The organism is Glaesserella parasuis, from assembly GCF_002015085.1.
Classification (GTDB): Bacteria; Pseudomonadota; Gammaproteobacteria; order Enterobacterales; family Pasteurellaceae; genus Glaesserella; species Glaesserella parasuis.
This window is the reverse complement of the sequence record NZ_MUXW01000001.1, coordinates 33,865-50,052: the sequence shown is the minus strand read 5'-3', so window position 1 is coordinate 50,052 and position 16,188 is coordinate 33,865. Positions and strand designations below refer to the sequence as shown.

13 protein-coding genes and 1 riboswitch are annotated in these 16,188 nt (G+C 42.1%); of the genes, 6 read left to right on the top strand and 7 right to left on the bottom strand.

Going from position 1 to position 16,188, the window contains the following annotated elements; genetic code table 11:
* Nucleotides 1-105 precede the first annotated feature (105 nt).
* From mukF to mukB, 5 genes are read left to right on the top strand one after another with little or no spacing between them, the layout of a single operon-like run.
* Nucleotides 106-1,437: a chromosome partition protein MukF gene (gene mukF, locus B0183_RS00215; protein ID WP_078208153.1), complete on the top strand. Its 1,332-nt coding sequence runs from the start codon at nt 106-108 to the stop codon at nt 1,435-1,437.
* 46 nt (nt 1,438-1,483) lie between these two features.
* Entirely contained in the window at nt 1,484-2,197 is a 714-nt protein-coding gene (mukE, locus tag B0183_RS00210) for a chromosome partition protein MukE (RefSeq protein WP_021110624.1), read from the top strand.
* Nucleotides 2,198-2,419, top strand: a complete 222-nt coding sequence (locus B0183_RS00205) for a hypothetical protein (RefSeq protein ID WP_021118127.1) — start codon at nt 2,198-2,200, stop codon at nt 2,417-2,419. It begins immediately after the preceding gene.
* 9 nt (nt 2,420-2,428) lie between these two features.
* Nucleotides 2,429-3,136, top strand: a complete 708-nt coding sequence (locus tag B0183_RS00200; RefSeq protein WP_078208152.1) for a zeta toxin family protein — start codon at nt 2,429-2,431, stop codon at nt 3,134-3,136.
* Nucleotides 3,136-7,617: a chromosome partition protein MukB gene (gene mukB / locus B0183_RS00195; protein WP_078208151.1), complete on the top strand. Its 4,482-nt coding sequence runs from the start codon at nt 3,136-3,138 to the stop codon at nt 7,615-7,617. The genes B0183_RS00200 and mukB overlap by 1 nt, the downstream gene beginning before the upstream one ends.
* A 58-nt stretch (nt 7,618-7,675) precedes the next feature.
* Here mukB and B0183_RS00190 read toward each other — a convergent pair whose 3' ends face one another.
* Both B0183_RS00190 and B0183_RS00185 read right to left on the bottom strand, forming a co-directional pair.
* Nucleotides 7,676-8,947 carry a multifunctional CCA addition/repair protein gene (locus B0183_RS00190; RefSeq protein WP_106406630.1) on the bottom strand — a complete coding sequence of 424 codons (1,272 nt, stop codon included), beginning with the start codon at nt 8,945-8,947 and terminating at the stop codon, nt 7,676-7,678.
* A gap of 48 nt (nt 8,948-8,995) precedes the next feature.
* Entirely contained in the window at nt 8,996-9,664 is a 669-nt protein-coding gene (locus B0183_RS00185) for an NAD(P)H-dependent oxidoreductase (RefSeq protein WP_021109442.1), read from the bottom strand.
* 77 nt (nt 9,665-9,741) lie between these two features.
* Here B0183_RS00185 and B0183_RS00180 point away from each other — a divergent pair, with 77 nt between their 5' ends.
* Nucleotides 9,742-10,035, top strand: coding sequence for a YfcZ/YiiS family protein (locus B0183_RS00180; RefSeq protein ID WP_021109443.1), 294 nt, complete (start codon nt 9,742-9,744; stop codon nt 10,033-10,035).
* A gap of 235 nt (nt 10,036-10,270) precedes the next feature.
* Here B0183_RS00180 and lysC read toward each other — a convergent pair whose 3' ends face one another.
* From lysC to glnS, 5 genes are all read right to left on the bottom strand, one after another.
* On the bottom strand, nt 10,271-11,623 hold the full coding sequence (gene lysC / locus B0183_RS00175) for a lysine-sensitive aspartokinase 3 (protein ID WP_078208149.1): 1,353 nt from the start codon (nt 11,621-11,623) through the stop codon (nt 10,271-10,273).
* Nucleotides 11,624-11,713: 90 nt separating this feature from the next.
* A riboswitch (Lysine riboswitch) is annotated at nt 11,714-11,893 on the bottom strand.
* Nucleotides 11,894-12,264: 371 nt separating this feature from the next.
* A complete protein-coding gene (locus B0183_RS00170) occupies nt 12,265-12,795 on the bottom strand; it encodes an RICIN domain-containing protein (protein WP_016527999.1) in 531 nt (176 codons plus the stop codon).
* 9 nt (nt 12,796-12,804) lie between these two features.
* Nucleotides 12,805-13,638, bottom strand: coding sequence for a cytolethal distending toxin subunit B family protein (locus B0183_RS00165; protein ID WP_078208148.1), 834 nt, complete (start codon nt 13,636-13,638; stop codon nt 12,805-12,807).
* Nucleotides 13,639-13,646: 8 nt separating this feature from the next.
* Nucleotides 13,647-14,327, bottom strand: a complete 681-nt coding sequence (locus tag B0183_RS00160; protein WP_035520231.1) for a cytolethal distending toxin subunit A/C — start codon at nt 14,325-14,327, stop codon at nt 13,647-13,649.
* Between the two features lie 115 nt (nt 14,328-14,442).
* Nucleotides 14,443-16,131 (bottom strand): glutamine--tRNA ligase, encoded by a 1,689-nt coding sequence (gene glnS / locus B0183_RS00155; protein ID WP_035522256.1) that lies wholly within the window; start codon nt 16,129-16,131, stop codon nt 14,443-14,445.
* Nucleotides 16,132-16,188 lie beyond the last annotated feature (57 nt).

The following is a 16,188-nucleotide window of genomic DNA, read 5'->3' as shown; positions in this document are numbered from 1 at the left end:
CGGTGAGAACTGTAATAAATTGTACAAATCTCACCGCTTGTCTTTTCCATTCTGCTCTGATTAAGGTACAATAATGCCTATTTTTATATTTAAATAATATCGCCTATGCAACACGAATTAGCACAAACGATCCCAGAACTGATTTTATGGACAAAAGAGCGAGAATTTTCGCTTTCCCTTTCTTCCGACCGCTTGGCATTTTTATTGGCGATAGCCCTGTATAATAACGAACGCACTGACGGTGAATTGCTTGAAAGCGATTTACAAGATATTTTCCGTCATGTTTCAAATGCCTTTGAGCAGTCTGAAGCAACACAAACACAGCGCGCGAATAATGCAATCAACGATCTTGTCAGACAACGTTTTTTAAACCGTTTTTCGAGCGAATTTACCGAAGGTTTGGCGATTTATCGCTTAACACCACTTGGTGTAGGCGTATCTGAATATTATATTCGCCAACGTGAATTTTCGACTTTACGTCTATCGATCCAACTTTCTATTGTTGCCGATGAAATTCAGCGTGCGTCTAATGCAGCAGAAGAAGGCGGTGATGAACGTTTCTGGCGTAATCAAGTGTTTGCGCCATTAAAATTCTCGGTTGCAGAAATTTTTGACAGCATTGATCTTTCCCAGCGTATGATGGACGAAAATCAACAGCAGATCCGTGAACGTATTGCAATGTTGTTAAGCCAAAATTGGCACGAAGCTATTGCGACTTGTCAGCAATTGTTAGACGAAACTTCGGGGAATTTGCGTGAGCTACAAGATGTATTAAATGCGTCAGGGGATAAGTTGCAATCCCAATTATTGCGTATTCAAAGTTGCTTGATTGGGCGTGATGATTTGGATTTTGTCGATCAGTTGATTGTGAATTTGCAGAATAAACTTGACCGTATTATCAGTTGGGGACAGCAGGCAATTGACCTTTGGATCGGCTATGACCGCCACGTCCATAAATTTATCCGTACCGCCATTGATATGGATAAAAATCGTGTTTTTGGGCAACGTTTACGCCAGTCTATTCAAGATTATTTTGAAAGCCCGTGGCAACTTTACATTGCCAAAGCAGATCCTTTGATGGATCTGCGTGATGATGAAACCGAATTAAATGAAGCGGAAGCCGTAGGCGAGCTACCGACTGAGCTAGAATATGAGTCCCTCACCCAAGTGCAGGAGCAGATTATTGCGACAATGCAAGCCCATCTCGCCCCATTCCGTGAACAAGGCAAGCCGATTGATCTCGGTGCGATTTTGCGTGAACAGTTGGCAATGTACCCGCTTTCTCGCCATTTTGATGTGGCACGAATTATTGTCGATCAAGCCGTTAAACTCGGTATGGCAAGCCAAGACAGCCAAGCGATTTACCCAGAATGGCAGTCGATTAATGATAAAGGCGCAGAAGTACAGGCGAATGTGATTGACCAATACAATAAATAACAAGCGGTCAGTTTTAATTAAAGTTTTACAAAAATAGAGAACGACAATGACAAACACCCAAGAACTTATCTCAACCAAATTGGCTGAAGCGATTGCTAACCCGATTTTTCCGCAACTTGACAGTCAATTAAGAGCTGGGCGACATATTAGTTTAGAAGCCCTTGATGAACACGCTTTTTTGATGGATTACCAAAGCGAGCTTGAACAGTTTTATCGCCGTTATCACGTCGAGCTTATTCGTGCGCCTGAAGGCTTTTTCTATCTTCGACCTAAGGCAAGTACCTTGATTGCTCGTTCGGCGATGTCTGAAATGGAAATGTTGGTAGGAAAAGTGTTGTGTTATCTCTATCTCAGTCCAGAACGCCTTGCACAGCAAGGGATTTTCCACTATGACGAAGTGTACGATGAGTTGCTTAATTTGGCGGACGAAACCAAGTTGCTTAAAGCAATCAATCCACGTTCAACAGGATCAGATTTAGACAAAGCGAAGTTAGCTGAGAAAGTGGGCGGTGCATTACGCCGTTTAGGGCGTTTGGGTATGATTACTCGTGTTGGCGATCAAAACAGCAAAAAATTTGTGATTTCGGAGTCTGTGTTCCGTTTTGGCGCAGATGTGAGAACAGGGGACGATCCTCGTGAAGCTCAACTTCGTTTAATTCGTGATGGTGAGGCGACAAACCCTACCGCTATTAAAGAACAAGCGGTCAGTTTTGACGAAGAATTTGCAAATGAAGAAGAATTGAATGGTGAGGAAGAGTAGATGTGTACCTTAATGCAAAAAGATGTCTTGATCGAGTTAATCGCAACGGCACAGGCTGATTTGAGTAAACGTCTGGAATTGCCTTTAAATGATGACCAAATTTATTTAAGCCGATTGAGAAGTGAAATTTATCGCTCAGAACCAGATGCACTCGATTTTCAACTGCTTTCAACGCAGGTAAAGCAAATTAGCGATAAATATCATTATTTGCCATTGATCTAGGGCGATCTTATGCAAGATTATGATGTTAATGCAGATGTAGGAAGTAAGTTTGCCAAAATTTGGGCAAATTTAATGGCAGAAAATCACACTACACCCCAGAAAGAGCCTATTGTCATTCTTCTAGGTAGGCAGCCTGGTGCTGGAAAATCTTTTGGTACGCTTGAAATGAGTAAGCGGTTAAATTTTGATTTATTGATTATCAATGGAGATGAATTTCGCCCCTATCATCAACAATATCACGAAATTTACCAAAAATATGGAAAAGAAGCAGCAAAATATACGGCTGAATTTACTGGGAAAATGGTACAGCGTATTCGCAACGAGGCGATTAAGCACCGTTTTAATGTGTTAATTGAAGGCACTTTTCGTACCGCCGATATTCCATTAAATGAACTAAATTTATTTAAGCAGCAAGGCTATAAAACCGCCGTGTTGATTTGTACTTGCCCAAAAGAGGTCAGTTGGCTAAGTACATTAAAGCGAGCAGAAGAACAACAACGTAGCGGTATTCAGCCTCGGTATGTACCAAGAGAGCATTTTGATGTTGTCGTTGCACAGCTTGCTTTAAATGCGGAACGAGTTTTAAGAGAAGGAAAGCCTGATTATTTTGAAGTTTATTCTCGAACGTCAAAACTCTTTGATCTTAATACGACATCAATTACGCAACTTGCGACCATTATTAATACAGAATTAAATCGAACAGAGGAAAAATCCTGATGGAAAACACGGATTTCACATTGCAAAATAATGAACAAATTTCCCCGGCTGTTATCCGAAATGAACGCCAAGATGCTGTTGTGCGTGGCAAATTCCGTTCCCTAACCTTAATCAACTGGAACGGTTTTTTTGCTCGAACCTTTGACTTGGACGAACTGGTAACGACCCTTTCAGGCGGTAACGGGGCGGGTAAATCGACCACGATGGCTGGGTTTGTGACGGCGTTAATTCCTGATCTCACCTTGCTTAACTTCCGTAATACCACCGAAGCAGGTTCAACTTCTAGCTCTCGTGATAAAGGGTTGTACGGTAAATTGAAAGCAGGCGTTTGTTATGCGGTGTTGGAAAGCGAAAATTCCCGTGGACAACGTGTGATTAGTGGTGTGCGTTTACAGCAGATCGCAGGGCGTGATAAGAAAGTCGATATTCGTTCGTTTTCATTACAAAATATCAATGAAAATCAATCGGTTATCTCTATTTTAACTGAGCAGGTTGGTGAGAAAAATGCACGAGTGCTGGCGTTAAATGATCTAAAAGAGAAATTTGATGGTAGTGAGGTGCAATTTAAACAGTACCATTCGATTACTGATTATCATAGTTTTCTCTTTGATCTTGGCGTTATTCCAAAACGTTTACGCACATCAGGCGACCGTAGCAAGTTCTATAAGTTGATTGAGGCTTCCCTTTACGGCGGTATTTCTAGCGTTATTACCAAATCTTTGCGTGATTATCTTTTGCCTGAAAATACTGGCGTTCGCCAAGCCTTTCAGGATATGGAGTCGGCATTGCGTGAAAACCGTATGACCCTTGAGGCAATCAAGGTTACGCAGTCAGATCGGGATATGTTCAAAAAGCTGATTACCGAGTCCACTAATTATGTGTCGGCAGACTATATGCGACACGCCAACGAACGCCGTGGCAATGTGCAACAGGCGATTGAAAAGCGTCAAGAGTGGTATCAGTCTAAATCTAAATTAACCCTTGAACAGCAACGTTTGGTTGAATTTAGCCGTGAAATGCAAGATCTGGAACAGGGCGAAAGTAGTCTTGAAGCCGAGTACAATAGTGCTTCCGATCATCTCAATTTAGTGATGAATGCGGTTCGTCATCAAGAAAAAGTGGAACGTTATCAAGATGATGTTGCAGAGCTAAATGAACGCCTAGAAGAACAACAAATGGCGTTGGAAGAAGTGGCGGAACGTCAAGAGATGGCTCAAGCTCGTGCAACAGAAGCCGAAGATCAAGTTGAAGAATTGCGTTCTCAAATGGCGGATTATCAACAGGCGTTGGACGCACAGCAAACTCGAGCATTGCAATATCAGCAAGCGGTAAATGCGTTAGAAAAAGCGAAACAGATCAGCGGACTGGCTAATTTAGATTTACACAATGTCGAAGATTATCACGCTGAATTTGTGGCTCAAGCTGACGAAATCACCGACAAGGTGTTTGAGCTTGAACAGCGTTTATCAGTGTCCGATATGGCGAAAAGCCAGTTTGATAAAGCCTATGAACTTGTTTGCAAAATTGCAGGGGAAACTGACCGCTTACAAGCAGACAGCGTTGCCCGTGAATTGCTGAGTGCGTATCCAAGCCAAAAAGCCCACGCACAACAAGCGGTGGCTTTGCGTCAAAAATTGACAGAATTAGAACAGCGTTTACATCAACAACATAATGCAGAACGTTTGCTTGCTGAGTTTAATCAAAAAGCACAAGCAGAGTTGGAAGATGCAGAAGATCTTGAAAGCTATTATGAAGAGCAACAAGCTCGTCTTGAAGATTTGGAAGCAGAGCTGGCTGAATTTGTTGAAGTACGTTCAACACAACGTCAGCAACGTGAGCAATTAAATCAACAATATCAACAACTTGCACAAACTGCACCTGCGTGGCATACGGCACAATCGGCATTAGCCCGCTTGCAAGAGCAGTGTGGCGAAACCTTTGACAGTAGCCAAGCGGTTATGCAGTTTATGCAAAATACCTTAAGCCGTGAGCGTGAAGCAACCCTTGAACGTGATGAACTTGCTCGCCGTGAACAGCTATTAGATGAGCAAATTTCACGCCTAAGCCAGCCTGACGGTGCGGAAGATATTCGCTTAAATCAGCTGGCGGAAAAATTTGGCGGTGTGCTGATTTCAGAGTTATATGAAGATGTGTCGATTGAAGATGCACCTTATTTCTCAGCACTCTATGGCGACGCTCGCCACGCTATTGTGGTGCGTGATTTGGAAGCGGTTAAAGCACAATTACAGCAACTTGATGATTGTCCTGAAAATCTCTATTTGATCGAAGGTGATCCGAATGCCTTTGACGATAATGTCTTTAAATCGGAAGAACTGGGCGATGGCGTGGTGGTGCAACTGTCTGACCGTCAATGGCGTTACTCTAAGTTCTCTGAATTTGCGGTCTTTGGTCGTGCTTCTCGTGAGAAACAGCTTGAGAAAGTAAAAGCAGAACGTGATGAAACGACAGAAAAACACGCAGAACGTGCCTTTGATGTGCAGAAATGCCAACGTTTATACCAACATTTAAGCCAGTTTGTCGGTACGCATTTAGCTTTAGCTTTCCAGCCTGATCCTGAAGCGGCAATGCAAGAGATTGCACAAAAACGGGTTGAAATTGAGCGTGAACTCAATCAAGCAAGCGGTACGGAACAGCAATTACGTCACCAGCTGGAAAACAGCAAAGCACAGTTGCAACTGTTGAATAAAGTGTTGCCACAACTCAACATTCTTGCCGATGAAACCTTACAAGATCGTGTGGAAGAGTGTCGTGAACAGCTACTAGAAGCACAGGAAGACGAACAATTTATCCGTCAATTCGGCAATGCGTTAGCACAACTTGAGCCGATTGCAGTGGCGTTAAAGAGCGATCCGACCCAGTTTGAACAGCTACAAGCGGATTACAAGCGGTCTGTTGAGCAACAAAAATTGCAACAACAGAAAGTCTTTGCCCTTGCTGATGTGATGAACCGCCGTTTGCACTTCAGCTATCAAGAAACGGTGGGGGCGGAAGGTTCGGCTCTTAACGAACAGCTTCGCCAACGTTTAGACAATGCACAACGTGAGCGTGAGCAGGCTCGTGAACAGCTTCGCCAAGCGACGGCACAATTTAGCGAATATAACCAAGTTTTAACGTCGTTACGCAGTGCCTTTGATGCGAAAAATCAGATGCTTCAAGAATTGTTGCAAGAGATGGACGAATACGGTATCCGCAATGATGATGGAGCAGAAGAGCGTGCGAGAATACGCCGTGATGAATTGCAACAACGCTTAAGCCAACACCGTATGCGTAAATCTTATATTGATAAGCAAGTGGCGGTTATTCAAGCGGAAATGGATAATCTTAATAAAGCGGTACGTAAAGCAGAGCGTGATTACCATACTCAACGTGAAATTGTGGTACAGGCAAAAGTGAGCTGGTGTTTGGTGCTGAAACTCTCTCGTAATAGCGATGTAGAAAAACGCTTAAATCGTCGTGAGCTTGCTTATCAATCGGCAGAAGAGTTGCGTTCGATTTCCGATAAAGCCCTTGGGGCGTTGCGAACCGCTGTGGCAGATAACGAATACTTGCGTGATAGCTTGCGTGCGTCAGAAGATAGCCGTAAACCTGAAAATAAAGTGGCGTTCTTTATTTTGGTTTACCAACATTTGCGTGAGCGTATTCGCCAAGACATCATTAAAACGGACGATCCGATTGATGCGATTGAGCAGATGGAAATTGAGCTATCTCGCTTAACCAACGAACTGACTAGCCGTGAGAAAAAATTGGCGATCAGCTCTGAAAGTGTGGCAAATATCTTGCGTAAAACCATTCAGCGTGAGCAAAACCGTATTTTGCAACTGAACCAAGGCTTGCAAAATATTGCCTTCGGTCAGGTGAAAGGGGTGCGTTTGGTGGTAAACATTCGTGATACACACGCGATTTTACTCAATGCTTTATCAAATGACCGTGAGCAACATAGCGATCTGTTTGAGAACCAAAAACTCAGTTTCTCAGAAGCGTTAGCAATGCTCTACAAGCGTGTTAATCCACATATTGAACTAGGGCAACGTACGCCGCAGACCATTGGCGAAGAGCTATTGGACTACCGTAATTATCTCGATCTGGAAGTTGAAACCTTCCGTGGTGCAGACGGTTGGATGCGTGCGGAAAGTAGTGCGTTATCGACAGGAGAAGCGATTGGTACGGGTATGTCGATCTTGTTAATGGTGGTGCAAAGTTGGGAAGAAGAATCTCGCCGTATGCGTGCTAAAGATATTCTGCCTGCTCGCTTGCTTTTCCTTGACGAAGCAGCTCGTTTAGACGCAACTTCTATCAATACCTTGTTTGAACTCTGCGAGCGTTTGGATATGCAATTGCTGATCGCTGCCCCAGAAAACATCAGCCCAGAACGTGGTACAACCTACAAGTTAGTGCGTAAGATCACCAATAACCAAGAGTATGTACACGTTGTTGGATTGAAGGGGTTTGGGAGGGTTTAGTAGACAAAAGTAGCTTTAAGTCTTGGAGAGTAGGGGATTAAAGCTACTTTATTTTTAGCTATGTTTTTGGCTTCTTACAGTTCAGGTTTTCCTCTTTCCTAGCTAGGATAACTAGCTGTCTTCTGTGATCAATTTCTCTTTTAATCCCCGCTTTCTCGAAGCCATCGTTAATCACCGCTTGAATATCCACTTCACAAGCGACTTGATAGAGCTGTTTTGCATAATCCGCTTGTGGGTATTCCCGATTTTCAAAGCCCAAACGCCCTTTGCTATCCGCTTCGCAAACCAATAAAAAATCAAAAAAACGTTCGGGTTTACGCCATACATCAAGTTTATTAAACAATTTCACCACGGTTTCAGGGCGTAGCTCTGTGATTTTATGGCTATGGGTGTGAAATTCCGTTACCAGTTTAGCGAATGCTTTAGTATGAGCTGGCACTTTCAAGCGATTTGCCAGTTGTTCTGTTGGGGCAACGCCTTTCTGTCCGTGTTCATAATGATGGGGCAGAATATCCTTTGGGGTTAGAGCTTTGCCAAGATCGTGACAGAGTGCGGCAAATAACACACTTTCAGGATCATTTGCTTGAACCGCTAATTTTTTCGCCTGTTCCAAAACCATCAAAGTATGAACGCCACTATCAATTTCAGGGTGATGTTTTTCAGGTTGTGGAACGCCAAAGAGTGCTTCCACTTCAGGAAATAGCACTTTCAATGCCCCGACTTCTCGTAGCACTTGGAAATAGATGTGTGGTGTGTCGGTGGCGAAGGCTTTTTGGGTTTCCAGCCAAACACGCTCCGCTGTTAAATGAGCTAACTCACCGCAAGCGGTCATTTCTTGCATTAATTTTACCGTTTCAGGAGCAATCCGAAATCCGAGAGAATGGAAGCGTGCGGCAAAGCGAGCCACACGCAACACCCGTAGCGGATCTTCAGCAAAGGCAGGGGAAACGTGGCGAAGCAGGCGATGTTTAAGATCTGCAATCCCCCCGTAAAAATCGTGGTAGTTGCCGTCAAGATCTTGAGCAATCGCATTAATGGTAAGATCTCGGCGGATTAAATCTTGTTCAAGAGTAACCTCAGGGGTAAAGTCGCAGATAAAACCGTTGTAGCCGTTGCCGTTTTTGCGTTCGGTACGGGCAAGGGCGTATTCTTCTTTGGTTTTAGGGTGTAAAAATACGGGGAAATCGTTACCGACTTGTTGATAGCCTTGAGCTAAAAGCTGTTCGGGCGTTGCCCCAACAATCAACCAATCACGATCTTTGACTGCTAAGCCGAGTAGTTGATCCCGTACTGCACCACCGACAAGGTAGATATTTGTAGTGGATATCATCATAGGTATATTAATTCGGATATATTAGGATTGGTGTATTAAGAAGCATTATTCTATGTATTCCACCACATCAGAGATTGCTTGACGGGTCTTCGCTTTAGGTTCTACCGCACGATAACCAAAGGCGACCATCACACTAAGTTTATAGACTTTCGGATCATACAACCCTTTTTCGACAAAAAGCTGATCCATTTTTTCCAATGGGAAACCTTCAATCGCGGTGCTATCAATGCCAATCATTGCTGAAGCTGTTAGCATATTGGCTAATGCAATATAGCTTTGGCGACAAGCCCAGTGATAAAACGCCACAGGATCTTGGGTCAAGCCAAAATCCTTTTCACTGAAGTTACGATAAAAACCTTGACGCATTTTTAACGCTTCTTCAGGAATATGGTGAACATCTCGCATAATATGTTGTACATATTCGCCGTCAGCAAGCAGAGTTTCAGGCTGACGAACAAGGATCACAACAAAATGGCTACAATCCATCACCTTATCCTTTGCCCCCCACGCATTATCACGAATAAGCTCACGGATAGCGTGGTTTTCAATCACTAAAAATCGCCACGGCTCAAAGCCAAAAGAACTTGGCGATAAACGCCCTGTTTCCAAAATAAATTGGAAATCTTCATCACTGATTTTTTTCGTTGGATCGTATTGCTTGCAAGCATGGCGATAATGGAAGGCATCAAGAATAGCTTGTTTAGAAATAGACATAATTTGTTTCCCCTCAATGAATTGATTACCATATTATGATACGCTTTACTTAAATTTCAAAATATCAAGGAGTAAATATGTCAAAAACCTTTAGTGACCAAGCCAATTGTTGTGGTGGTATTTGTAAACCAAGTAGCACGTCTATGTTCGACAATGCGGACAGCACCATTGAATTAGCCCTTGTCTATCCAACCCAAGCAGATGCAGAACAAGGACTGGCCACATTAACGGCAAAAGCAAGAGAAGTTGAAAGCGATCCGTGCAATATCAGTAGCCAAATCAGCCAAACCGAAGATGGCTTTTTGTTACAAGCGAAATTCTTATTTAGTTGCCAAGCGGAAGCGGTGATTTTTCAGATGAAGTTGAGATAGCTCATGCTTATTGTATTAATGAAAAATGATGGACTATCTTGACCGCCTTATTGAACTTACCCAAATTCAAGGGGAAATTAATGTGCTGTGCCGTTTTAATGGTAATTGGCAAATTCCGCTGCCAAGGCGTGAGGTTGTTTTTCGTTCATAATAAAATACCTGTGTCTGAATGTATTATCTCAGAAACAGGTATTTACACAAATTGTGGGAGAGGCTCCTCGATATGGCGAGCCAATTATTCAAACAACGCAGAATGTAGCGAACGAATTACATCATCTGCTTCACTATTTTGTACTAAGGTACATACATTATTTGTGCTTGCACCATAGCTGATTAAGCGAACGTTATATGGTGAGAGTGTTGCAAATAATTGTTTCGCAATACCCGCTTGTGTATGTAGGTTGTTTCCAATAATTGCCACTAAAGCAAGATCGTTTTCTACTTTCACATTGCAATATTGGCGTAACTCTTCCAATAATTCAGGGGATAACATATCTGCACCTGACGATGCTGAACCTGTTTTATCTAACGTTAATGCAATGCTAACTTCTGATGTCGTAATCACATCAACAGAGATTTTGTGTTTTGCTAAAATCGCAAAGACATTGGCTAAGAAGCCTTGGGCGTGTAACATGCTGAGGCTTGAAAGCGTAAGCAAAATTTGATTGCGACGCAGTGCTAATGCACGGAAGGTTGGGCGAGGTTGTGGATCTCGAGTTACCCAAGTACCACCTTGTTCTGGGGCTTTACTTGAGCCAACATATACTGGAATATTACTACGCACCGCAGGCAACAAGGTCGCTGGGTGTAAAACTTTAGCACCGAAAGTTGCCATTTCTGCGGCTTCGTTAAAGCTCATTGTATCAATGCGTTTTGCTGCTGGTACAACACGAGGATCGGTGGTGTAAATACCTGGTACATCAGTCCAAATTAACACATCGTTTGCATTTAATACTTCTGCTAATAGCGCTGCTGAATAGTCACTACCGCCACGTCCTAATGTGGTTGTTTTGCCTTCATCATCACGACCGATAAAGCCTTGAGTAATAACGACTTTGCCTTCTGCAATTAATGGCTTAAGGATTGCATCTGACTGAGCTTGGGTTTTCTCATCGTTTGGTGCAGCTTTGCCGTAATGGTTATTGGTAGCTACAATCTCTCTCACATCAACCCACACCGCAGGATAATTACGCTCTTTTAATAGCTGAGTGAAGATTTTAGTAGACATCATTTCGCCGTGACAAATTAACTCATCGGTCAGTGCTGCTGAGGTTGCAAGGCTTGCAGAGAGGGCAAGGGCTGAAATGTGTTCTAATAATGCGTCAATTTCCGCAGAAACTGCAGCAGGGTTTTGTAATTTTTCGATAATGTTGTATTGAATGGTACAAACTGCCGCTAAAATTTCTTCACGACGCTCTGTTTCACAACCATTCGCCAGCTCAACTAAATAGTTTGTCACACCTGCGGAAGCAGATAACACAACAACTCGAGTATTTGCGTCTGTAGTAACGATATTTGCACAGGCAGACATTGCTTCAAAATTGGCAACGCTAGTTCCACCAAATTTAGCAACAGAAAGATGAGACATGAAAATTTCCTATAAATAAAATTGTGTTTGCAATGAAGTGAAAAAGATAGGAAATGGGATTTTTGAGTTACTTTTGGTTTGTTGAAAAACAAATTTAAGAGCACTCCGCTTAACGGTTGTTAAACGACAGCTGATAAGATTCAACCTATACAGCCGATGATCATTCCTATCTAGTGAATTCACACCTCGGCAATCACCCCCGTTACTTATTCTTCAAACGGTCTAGTTCCCTAAAATAAGCTATCTGAGTGTTGCACCTCTCCCGCTATAATTTGCATTATAACTTTCTTTCGTCAGCCACGAAAAACTTGCATAGAAATAACGTTTTGTTATTTCGCTGTCAAATGAAATTTATCCTACTAAATAGAAATAAATTTTAATTGATTGATATCTGTACAAAATTTGCTTATTCTGCTTGTCCCTAAAGAGATTGATGAGATAGCACGTTAAATCCCAGCAAAAGATTGGGATACGATTTGAGTCAGCCGTTTAATTGTAATAGTTTGGATGCAGGTTATGGCATGCAAACCTTGCGTGTCAGTATCGGGTTGGCAGAGGAAAATGATAGATTTTTTATGGCATTGAGGAAGGCACTGATTTGGAATGGGGGCTAATCAATTTAGCCCCTAAAAATTGTAATGTTATAATAACCTACTAGGTCCAAAAGGCGGAGCAATAATCCAAAGATGTTTTAACGGAATATTGCTAGGTTCTGCTGAAGAAGTCCGTAAGCAGTTTTGAAAACCATAACTGCCATAATTCTCGCTGGTTAAACATTTTCCTGTGTTGGGTTCTGTCAGAATAAATGCTCCCGTGTCGGTTGGGACTAACCTAAATAAAGTGTCTGTTTGTCCACAAGGCAAAGTACCACCATCTCCAACCAAGCAACGCTCTTCTTTATCAACTACTTTAAATTGTACGAACCGACGATTTTTAACAATAGCATCGACAAGTCTCCACTGCACCTCTCTTGGATCATTCCGATCGTAGCTCCGATTAGATACTGGCTCCCCCGTATTTAAACTGCGTAAAGAGATAATAGGGGGCTTTATTTCAACAACATCAGGATAAGTTGATGGTGTTGGCGTAGGTGCAGGTGGCATCGGTGGTGTTTCTGCAAGGGAAAACTGGCATAGTCCTAATGTCATCAATAAAGTAAAACGCTTTAACATAGTTCCCCCTTAACGTTTTTTCACAAAGCTGACTGGGAAATGATCAGAGGTAATCTGCGATCTCATCTGATTAAACATAATGCTGGCACTGACCGTTGTATTTTGTGTGGTTTGATTCGCATTGTGTAACACTGCATAATCCAATACATTGCCAGAACGATGGGTAGGTTCCGTTGGTGCAACAATTAATGTTGTATTGCGAAGCTGTGGTTCAGAATCTAAAGCCTCTTGCATACGACCAGGTGCTCGGTTGAAATCACCTACTGCCATCCAATTGATATGTCGTCTTTCCTCAGTATTAAAGAACGTATGAATATTTTGAATCAAACTTAGTGAATCTGCTCCTCCAGATGAAAGAGCATGAATACTAAAGAAAGCATCATTATCAATACGAATGCCTATGGCTGGACGAGAGGTTAATACACTAGAACCAGAGTTAATCACATATACTTCGCTTGCCATACGACGAGCAATAATCGCAAGATTAACTCGATTTGCCCCGACATCTAAGCGAGAGTAATAGATATAAACATTATTTGGACGACTTCTTGTCCCTAAGTTCCACACATATTCATCAATTGGAAAGCCAACCCCCTCGGGCTGAACCATTCGGCGTGTATGAACGGCGGTAGATGGCAATGAGCCAGCTTCTTGAACCATTAAAATACCTGCCGCTTGAGGCCCCGTCAAAAGCTGACGAACATTGATGTTCCATTTACTTTCATTAATCGCAGAAGAACCTTGCAAGTTCCACGTTGCAACCGTATAGTTTTCCAAATTTGCTAATACAATTTGAGGAAGTAAACAACATACCAATGCTATAACTCGATTAAATAACGTCATTTTTCCTCCTATAATGGATTAGCACTAAGTAATGGTGGTGTGAGATAGAACGTTTGATCGTGTAACGGTGTAATACGTTTATCATCACAACGATCCAAAGTCAGCGTAAAATAGCCAGTGGTACTCACCGCATTGTAAGTTAAGCAACGTTGTTGAGAAACACTTTTAATGAACACCGCTCCTGTCGAGGTTGGCAGTAACTCAAAATCTTGATCTAAATTATTTGGATCACAGCTATCTTGAATCACACCATTTCCATAAGCCTGCATACAAGATCCCATCTGCTGATTAGTAAAGCGGAAATGTTCTTGACGGAAGCTCCGCTCAATTCGCCAATTACGCAATTTGCCAAAATCTTGAGAATTAAGCGGCGGATACATCCAAAGCCAGCTACGACGATCAACAGACCACATCGTAATCACCGCCCCATTTTGTCCCATAATGCTGATAAAGTCGTTAAATTCGGCAGTATTTGATGGACTGGTTGCTAACAAATTGACCGTTGGTGGACCAGGCAGTTTTAACAGACTTGTTGGTAAAGGGGGCGTAGGGTTTAGCGTTTCCTCAAATAACGCCTGATCATCCTTTTTCTCTTCCTGTGGTTTTTGCGTTTTTTCACAACTACAACTGCAACCAAGTAAAGCACTTGTAAAAATAGCAAGTGAAGTTAGATATGTGAGCTTTCTCATTTATATCTCCTTGTGATAATTTGAGAAAATCTATAGCCAATGTTTACTTTGATCAAGAAAATTTACAAAATAAGCGGGCTATCCGCCCGCTTATTTGCTTATCTTATTTATAGCCTTAAAACGCTACGCTCTCTTTTAAACTTACCGTTAAGTTAAAGACAAGATTATCTGCACTGCCGTCTTTACTGTCTAAACAGTAATAGCCTTCACGTTCAAATTGATAACCTTGTTCTGCTTTTGCATTCGCTAAACTTGGCTCAACAAAACCTTGTTTAACCACTAACGATGTTGGATTTACCACAGAGCAGATGTCTTCTTCAGCCCCTGGATTTGCAACGGTAAACAAGCGGTCGTAAATACGGAATTCCGCAGGTTTATTATGTACCGCAGACACCCAATGAATTACGCCTTTCACTTTACGCCCGTCCGCAGGGTTTTTACCTAAGGTTTCAGGATCGTAGGTGCAATAAATTGTAGTGATCTTACCGCTTGCATCTTTTTCCACACGTTCTGCTTTAATCACATAAGCATTACGCAAACGTACTTCTTTGCCTAATACAAGGCGTTTGTACTGTTTATTTGCTTCTTCACGGAAGTCTGCTTCATCAATGTAAAGTTCACGGGTAAACGGCAATTCACGGCTACCAAGCTCTTCACGGTTTGGGTGATTTGGTGCGGTTAGCCACTCTTCGCCTTCAAAGTTTTCAATCACAACTTTAACCGGATTAATCACAGCCATTGAACGCGGTGCGTTGGTATTTAAGTCATCACGAATACAAGACTCTAACGTACTGTATTCCACTACGTTATCTTGTTTTGTTACACCAATACGACGGCAAAATTCACGGATAGAAGCAGGGGTATAACCACGACGACGTAAGCCCGAAATTGTCGGCATACGAGGGTCGTTCCAACCATCAACAATACCGTCATTTACCAATTTCAACAGCTTACGTTTAGAGGTTAATGTGCCTTCTAAATTTAAACGTGAAAATTCATACTGATGCGGTAATGGACGTTCAATCGAAATGTTTTCTAATACCCAGTCATACAAACGGCGGTTATCTTGGAACTCCAATGTACAAATTGAGTGAGTAATACGCTCAATCGCGTCCGAAATACAGTGGGTAAAATCGTACATCGGGTAAATGCACCATTTATCGCCTGTTTGGTGGTGGCTCGCAAATTTGATACGATACAATACAGGGTCACGCATTACGATAAATGGTGAAGCCATATCAATTTTCGCACGCAAGCTCATTTTTCCTTCTTCGATTTCGCCGTTTTTCATTTTCTCGAATAACGCTAAGTTTTCTTCAATCGGGCGATCACGATATGGGCTGTTTTTACCTGGCTCAGTTAATGTACCACGATATTCACGCATTTCATCAGGCGATAGTTCATCAACATAGGCTAAACCTTTGTTAATTAATTCAATCGCATAGCCGTAAAGTTGATCGAAATAATCAGACGCATAACGTGGCTCACCTTCCCATTCAAAGCCTAACCATTTCACATCTTCTTTGATTGAATCAACGTATTCTACGTCTTCTTTAACAGGGTTAGTATCGTCAAAACGTAGGTTACATAAGCCTTTGTAATCTTCTGCAATCCCGAAGTTTAAGCAAATAGATTTTGCGTGACCGATATGCAAATAACCATTTGGTTCCGGTGGGAAACGAGTATAAACGTTATCATGTTTTCCTGAGGCTAAATCTTCATCAATAATATGGGTAATAAAGTTGGCTCGAACATCGTGATGTTCGTTGTTTAAGATTTCTTCGTTGCTCATATTTACTCTCATTTAATAAAAATATCATTGCATTCTACACTTGATTACGCTTAACGCAAAATGGTTCAA

What these genes read in the sequence shown, in the direction of transcription:
- B0183_RS00180 (WP_021109443.1), top strand. Translation starts at nt 9,742, where the DNA reads ATGTCAAAAACCTTTAGTGACCAAGCCAATTGTTGTGGTGGTATTTGT.
- B0183_RS00205 (WP_021118127.1), top strand. Translation starts at nt 2,198, where the DNA reads ATGTGTACCTTAATGCAAAAAGATGTCTTGATCGAGTTAATCGCAACG.
- B0183_RS00200 (WP_078208152.1), top strand. Translation starts at nt 2,429, where the DNA reads ATGCAAGATTATGATGTTAATGCAGATGTAGGAAGTAAGTTTGCCAAA.
- mukF (WP_078208153.1), top strand. Translation starts at nt 106, where the DNA reads ATGCAACACGAATTAGCACAAACGATCCCAGAACTGATTTTATGGACA.
- B0183_RS00165 (WP_078208148.1), bottom strand. Translation starts at nt 13,638, where the DNA reads ATGACGTTATTTAATCGAGTTATAGCATTGGTATGTTGTTTACTTCCT.
- B0183_RS00170 (WP_016527999.1), bottom strand. Translation starts at nt 12,795, where the DNA reads ATGTTAAAGCGTTTTACTTTATTGATGACATTAGGACTATGCCAGTTT.
- lysC (WP_078208149.1), bottom strand. Translation starts at nt 11,623, where the DNA reads ATGTCTCATCTTTCTGTTGCTAAATTTGGTGGAACTAGCGTTGCCAAT.
- mukB (WP_078208151.1), top strand. Translation starts at nt 3,136, where the DNA reads ATGGAAAACACGGATTTCACATTGCAAAATAATGAACAAATTTCCCCG.
- glnS (WP_035522256.1), bottom strand. Translation starts at nt 16,131, where the DNA reads ATGAGAGTAAATATGAGCAACGAAGAAATCTTAAACAACGAACATCAC.
- mukE (WP_021110624.1), top strand. Translation starts at nt 1,484, where the DNA reads ATGACAAACACCCAAGAACTTATCTCAACCAAATTGGCTGAAGCGATT.
- B0183_RS00190 (WP_106406630.1), bottom strand. Translation starts at nt 8,947, where the DNA reads ATGATATCCACTACAAATATCTACCTTGTCGGTGGTGCAGTACGGGAT.
- B0183_RS00160 (WP_035520231.1), bottom strand. Translation starts at nt 14,327, where the DNA reads ATGAGAAAGCTCACATATCTAACTTCACTTGCTATTTTTACAAGTGCT.
- B0183_RS00185 (WP_021109442.1), bottom strand. Translation starts at nt 9,664, where the DNA reads ATGTCTATTTCTAAACAAGCTATTCTTGATGCCTTCCATTATCGCCAT.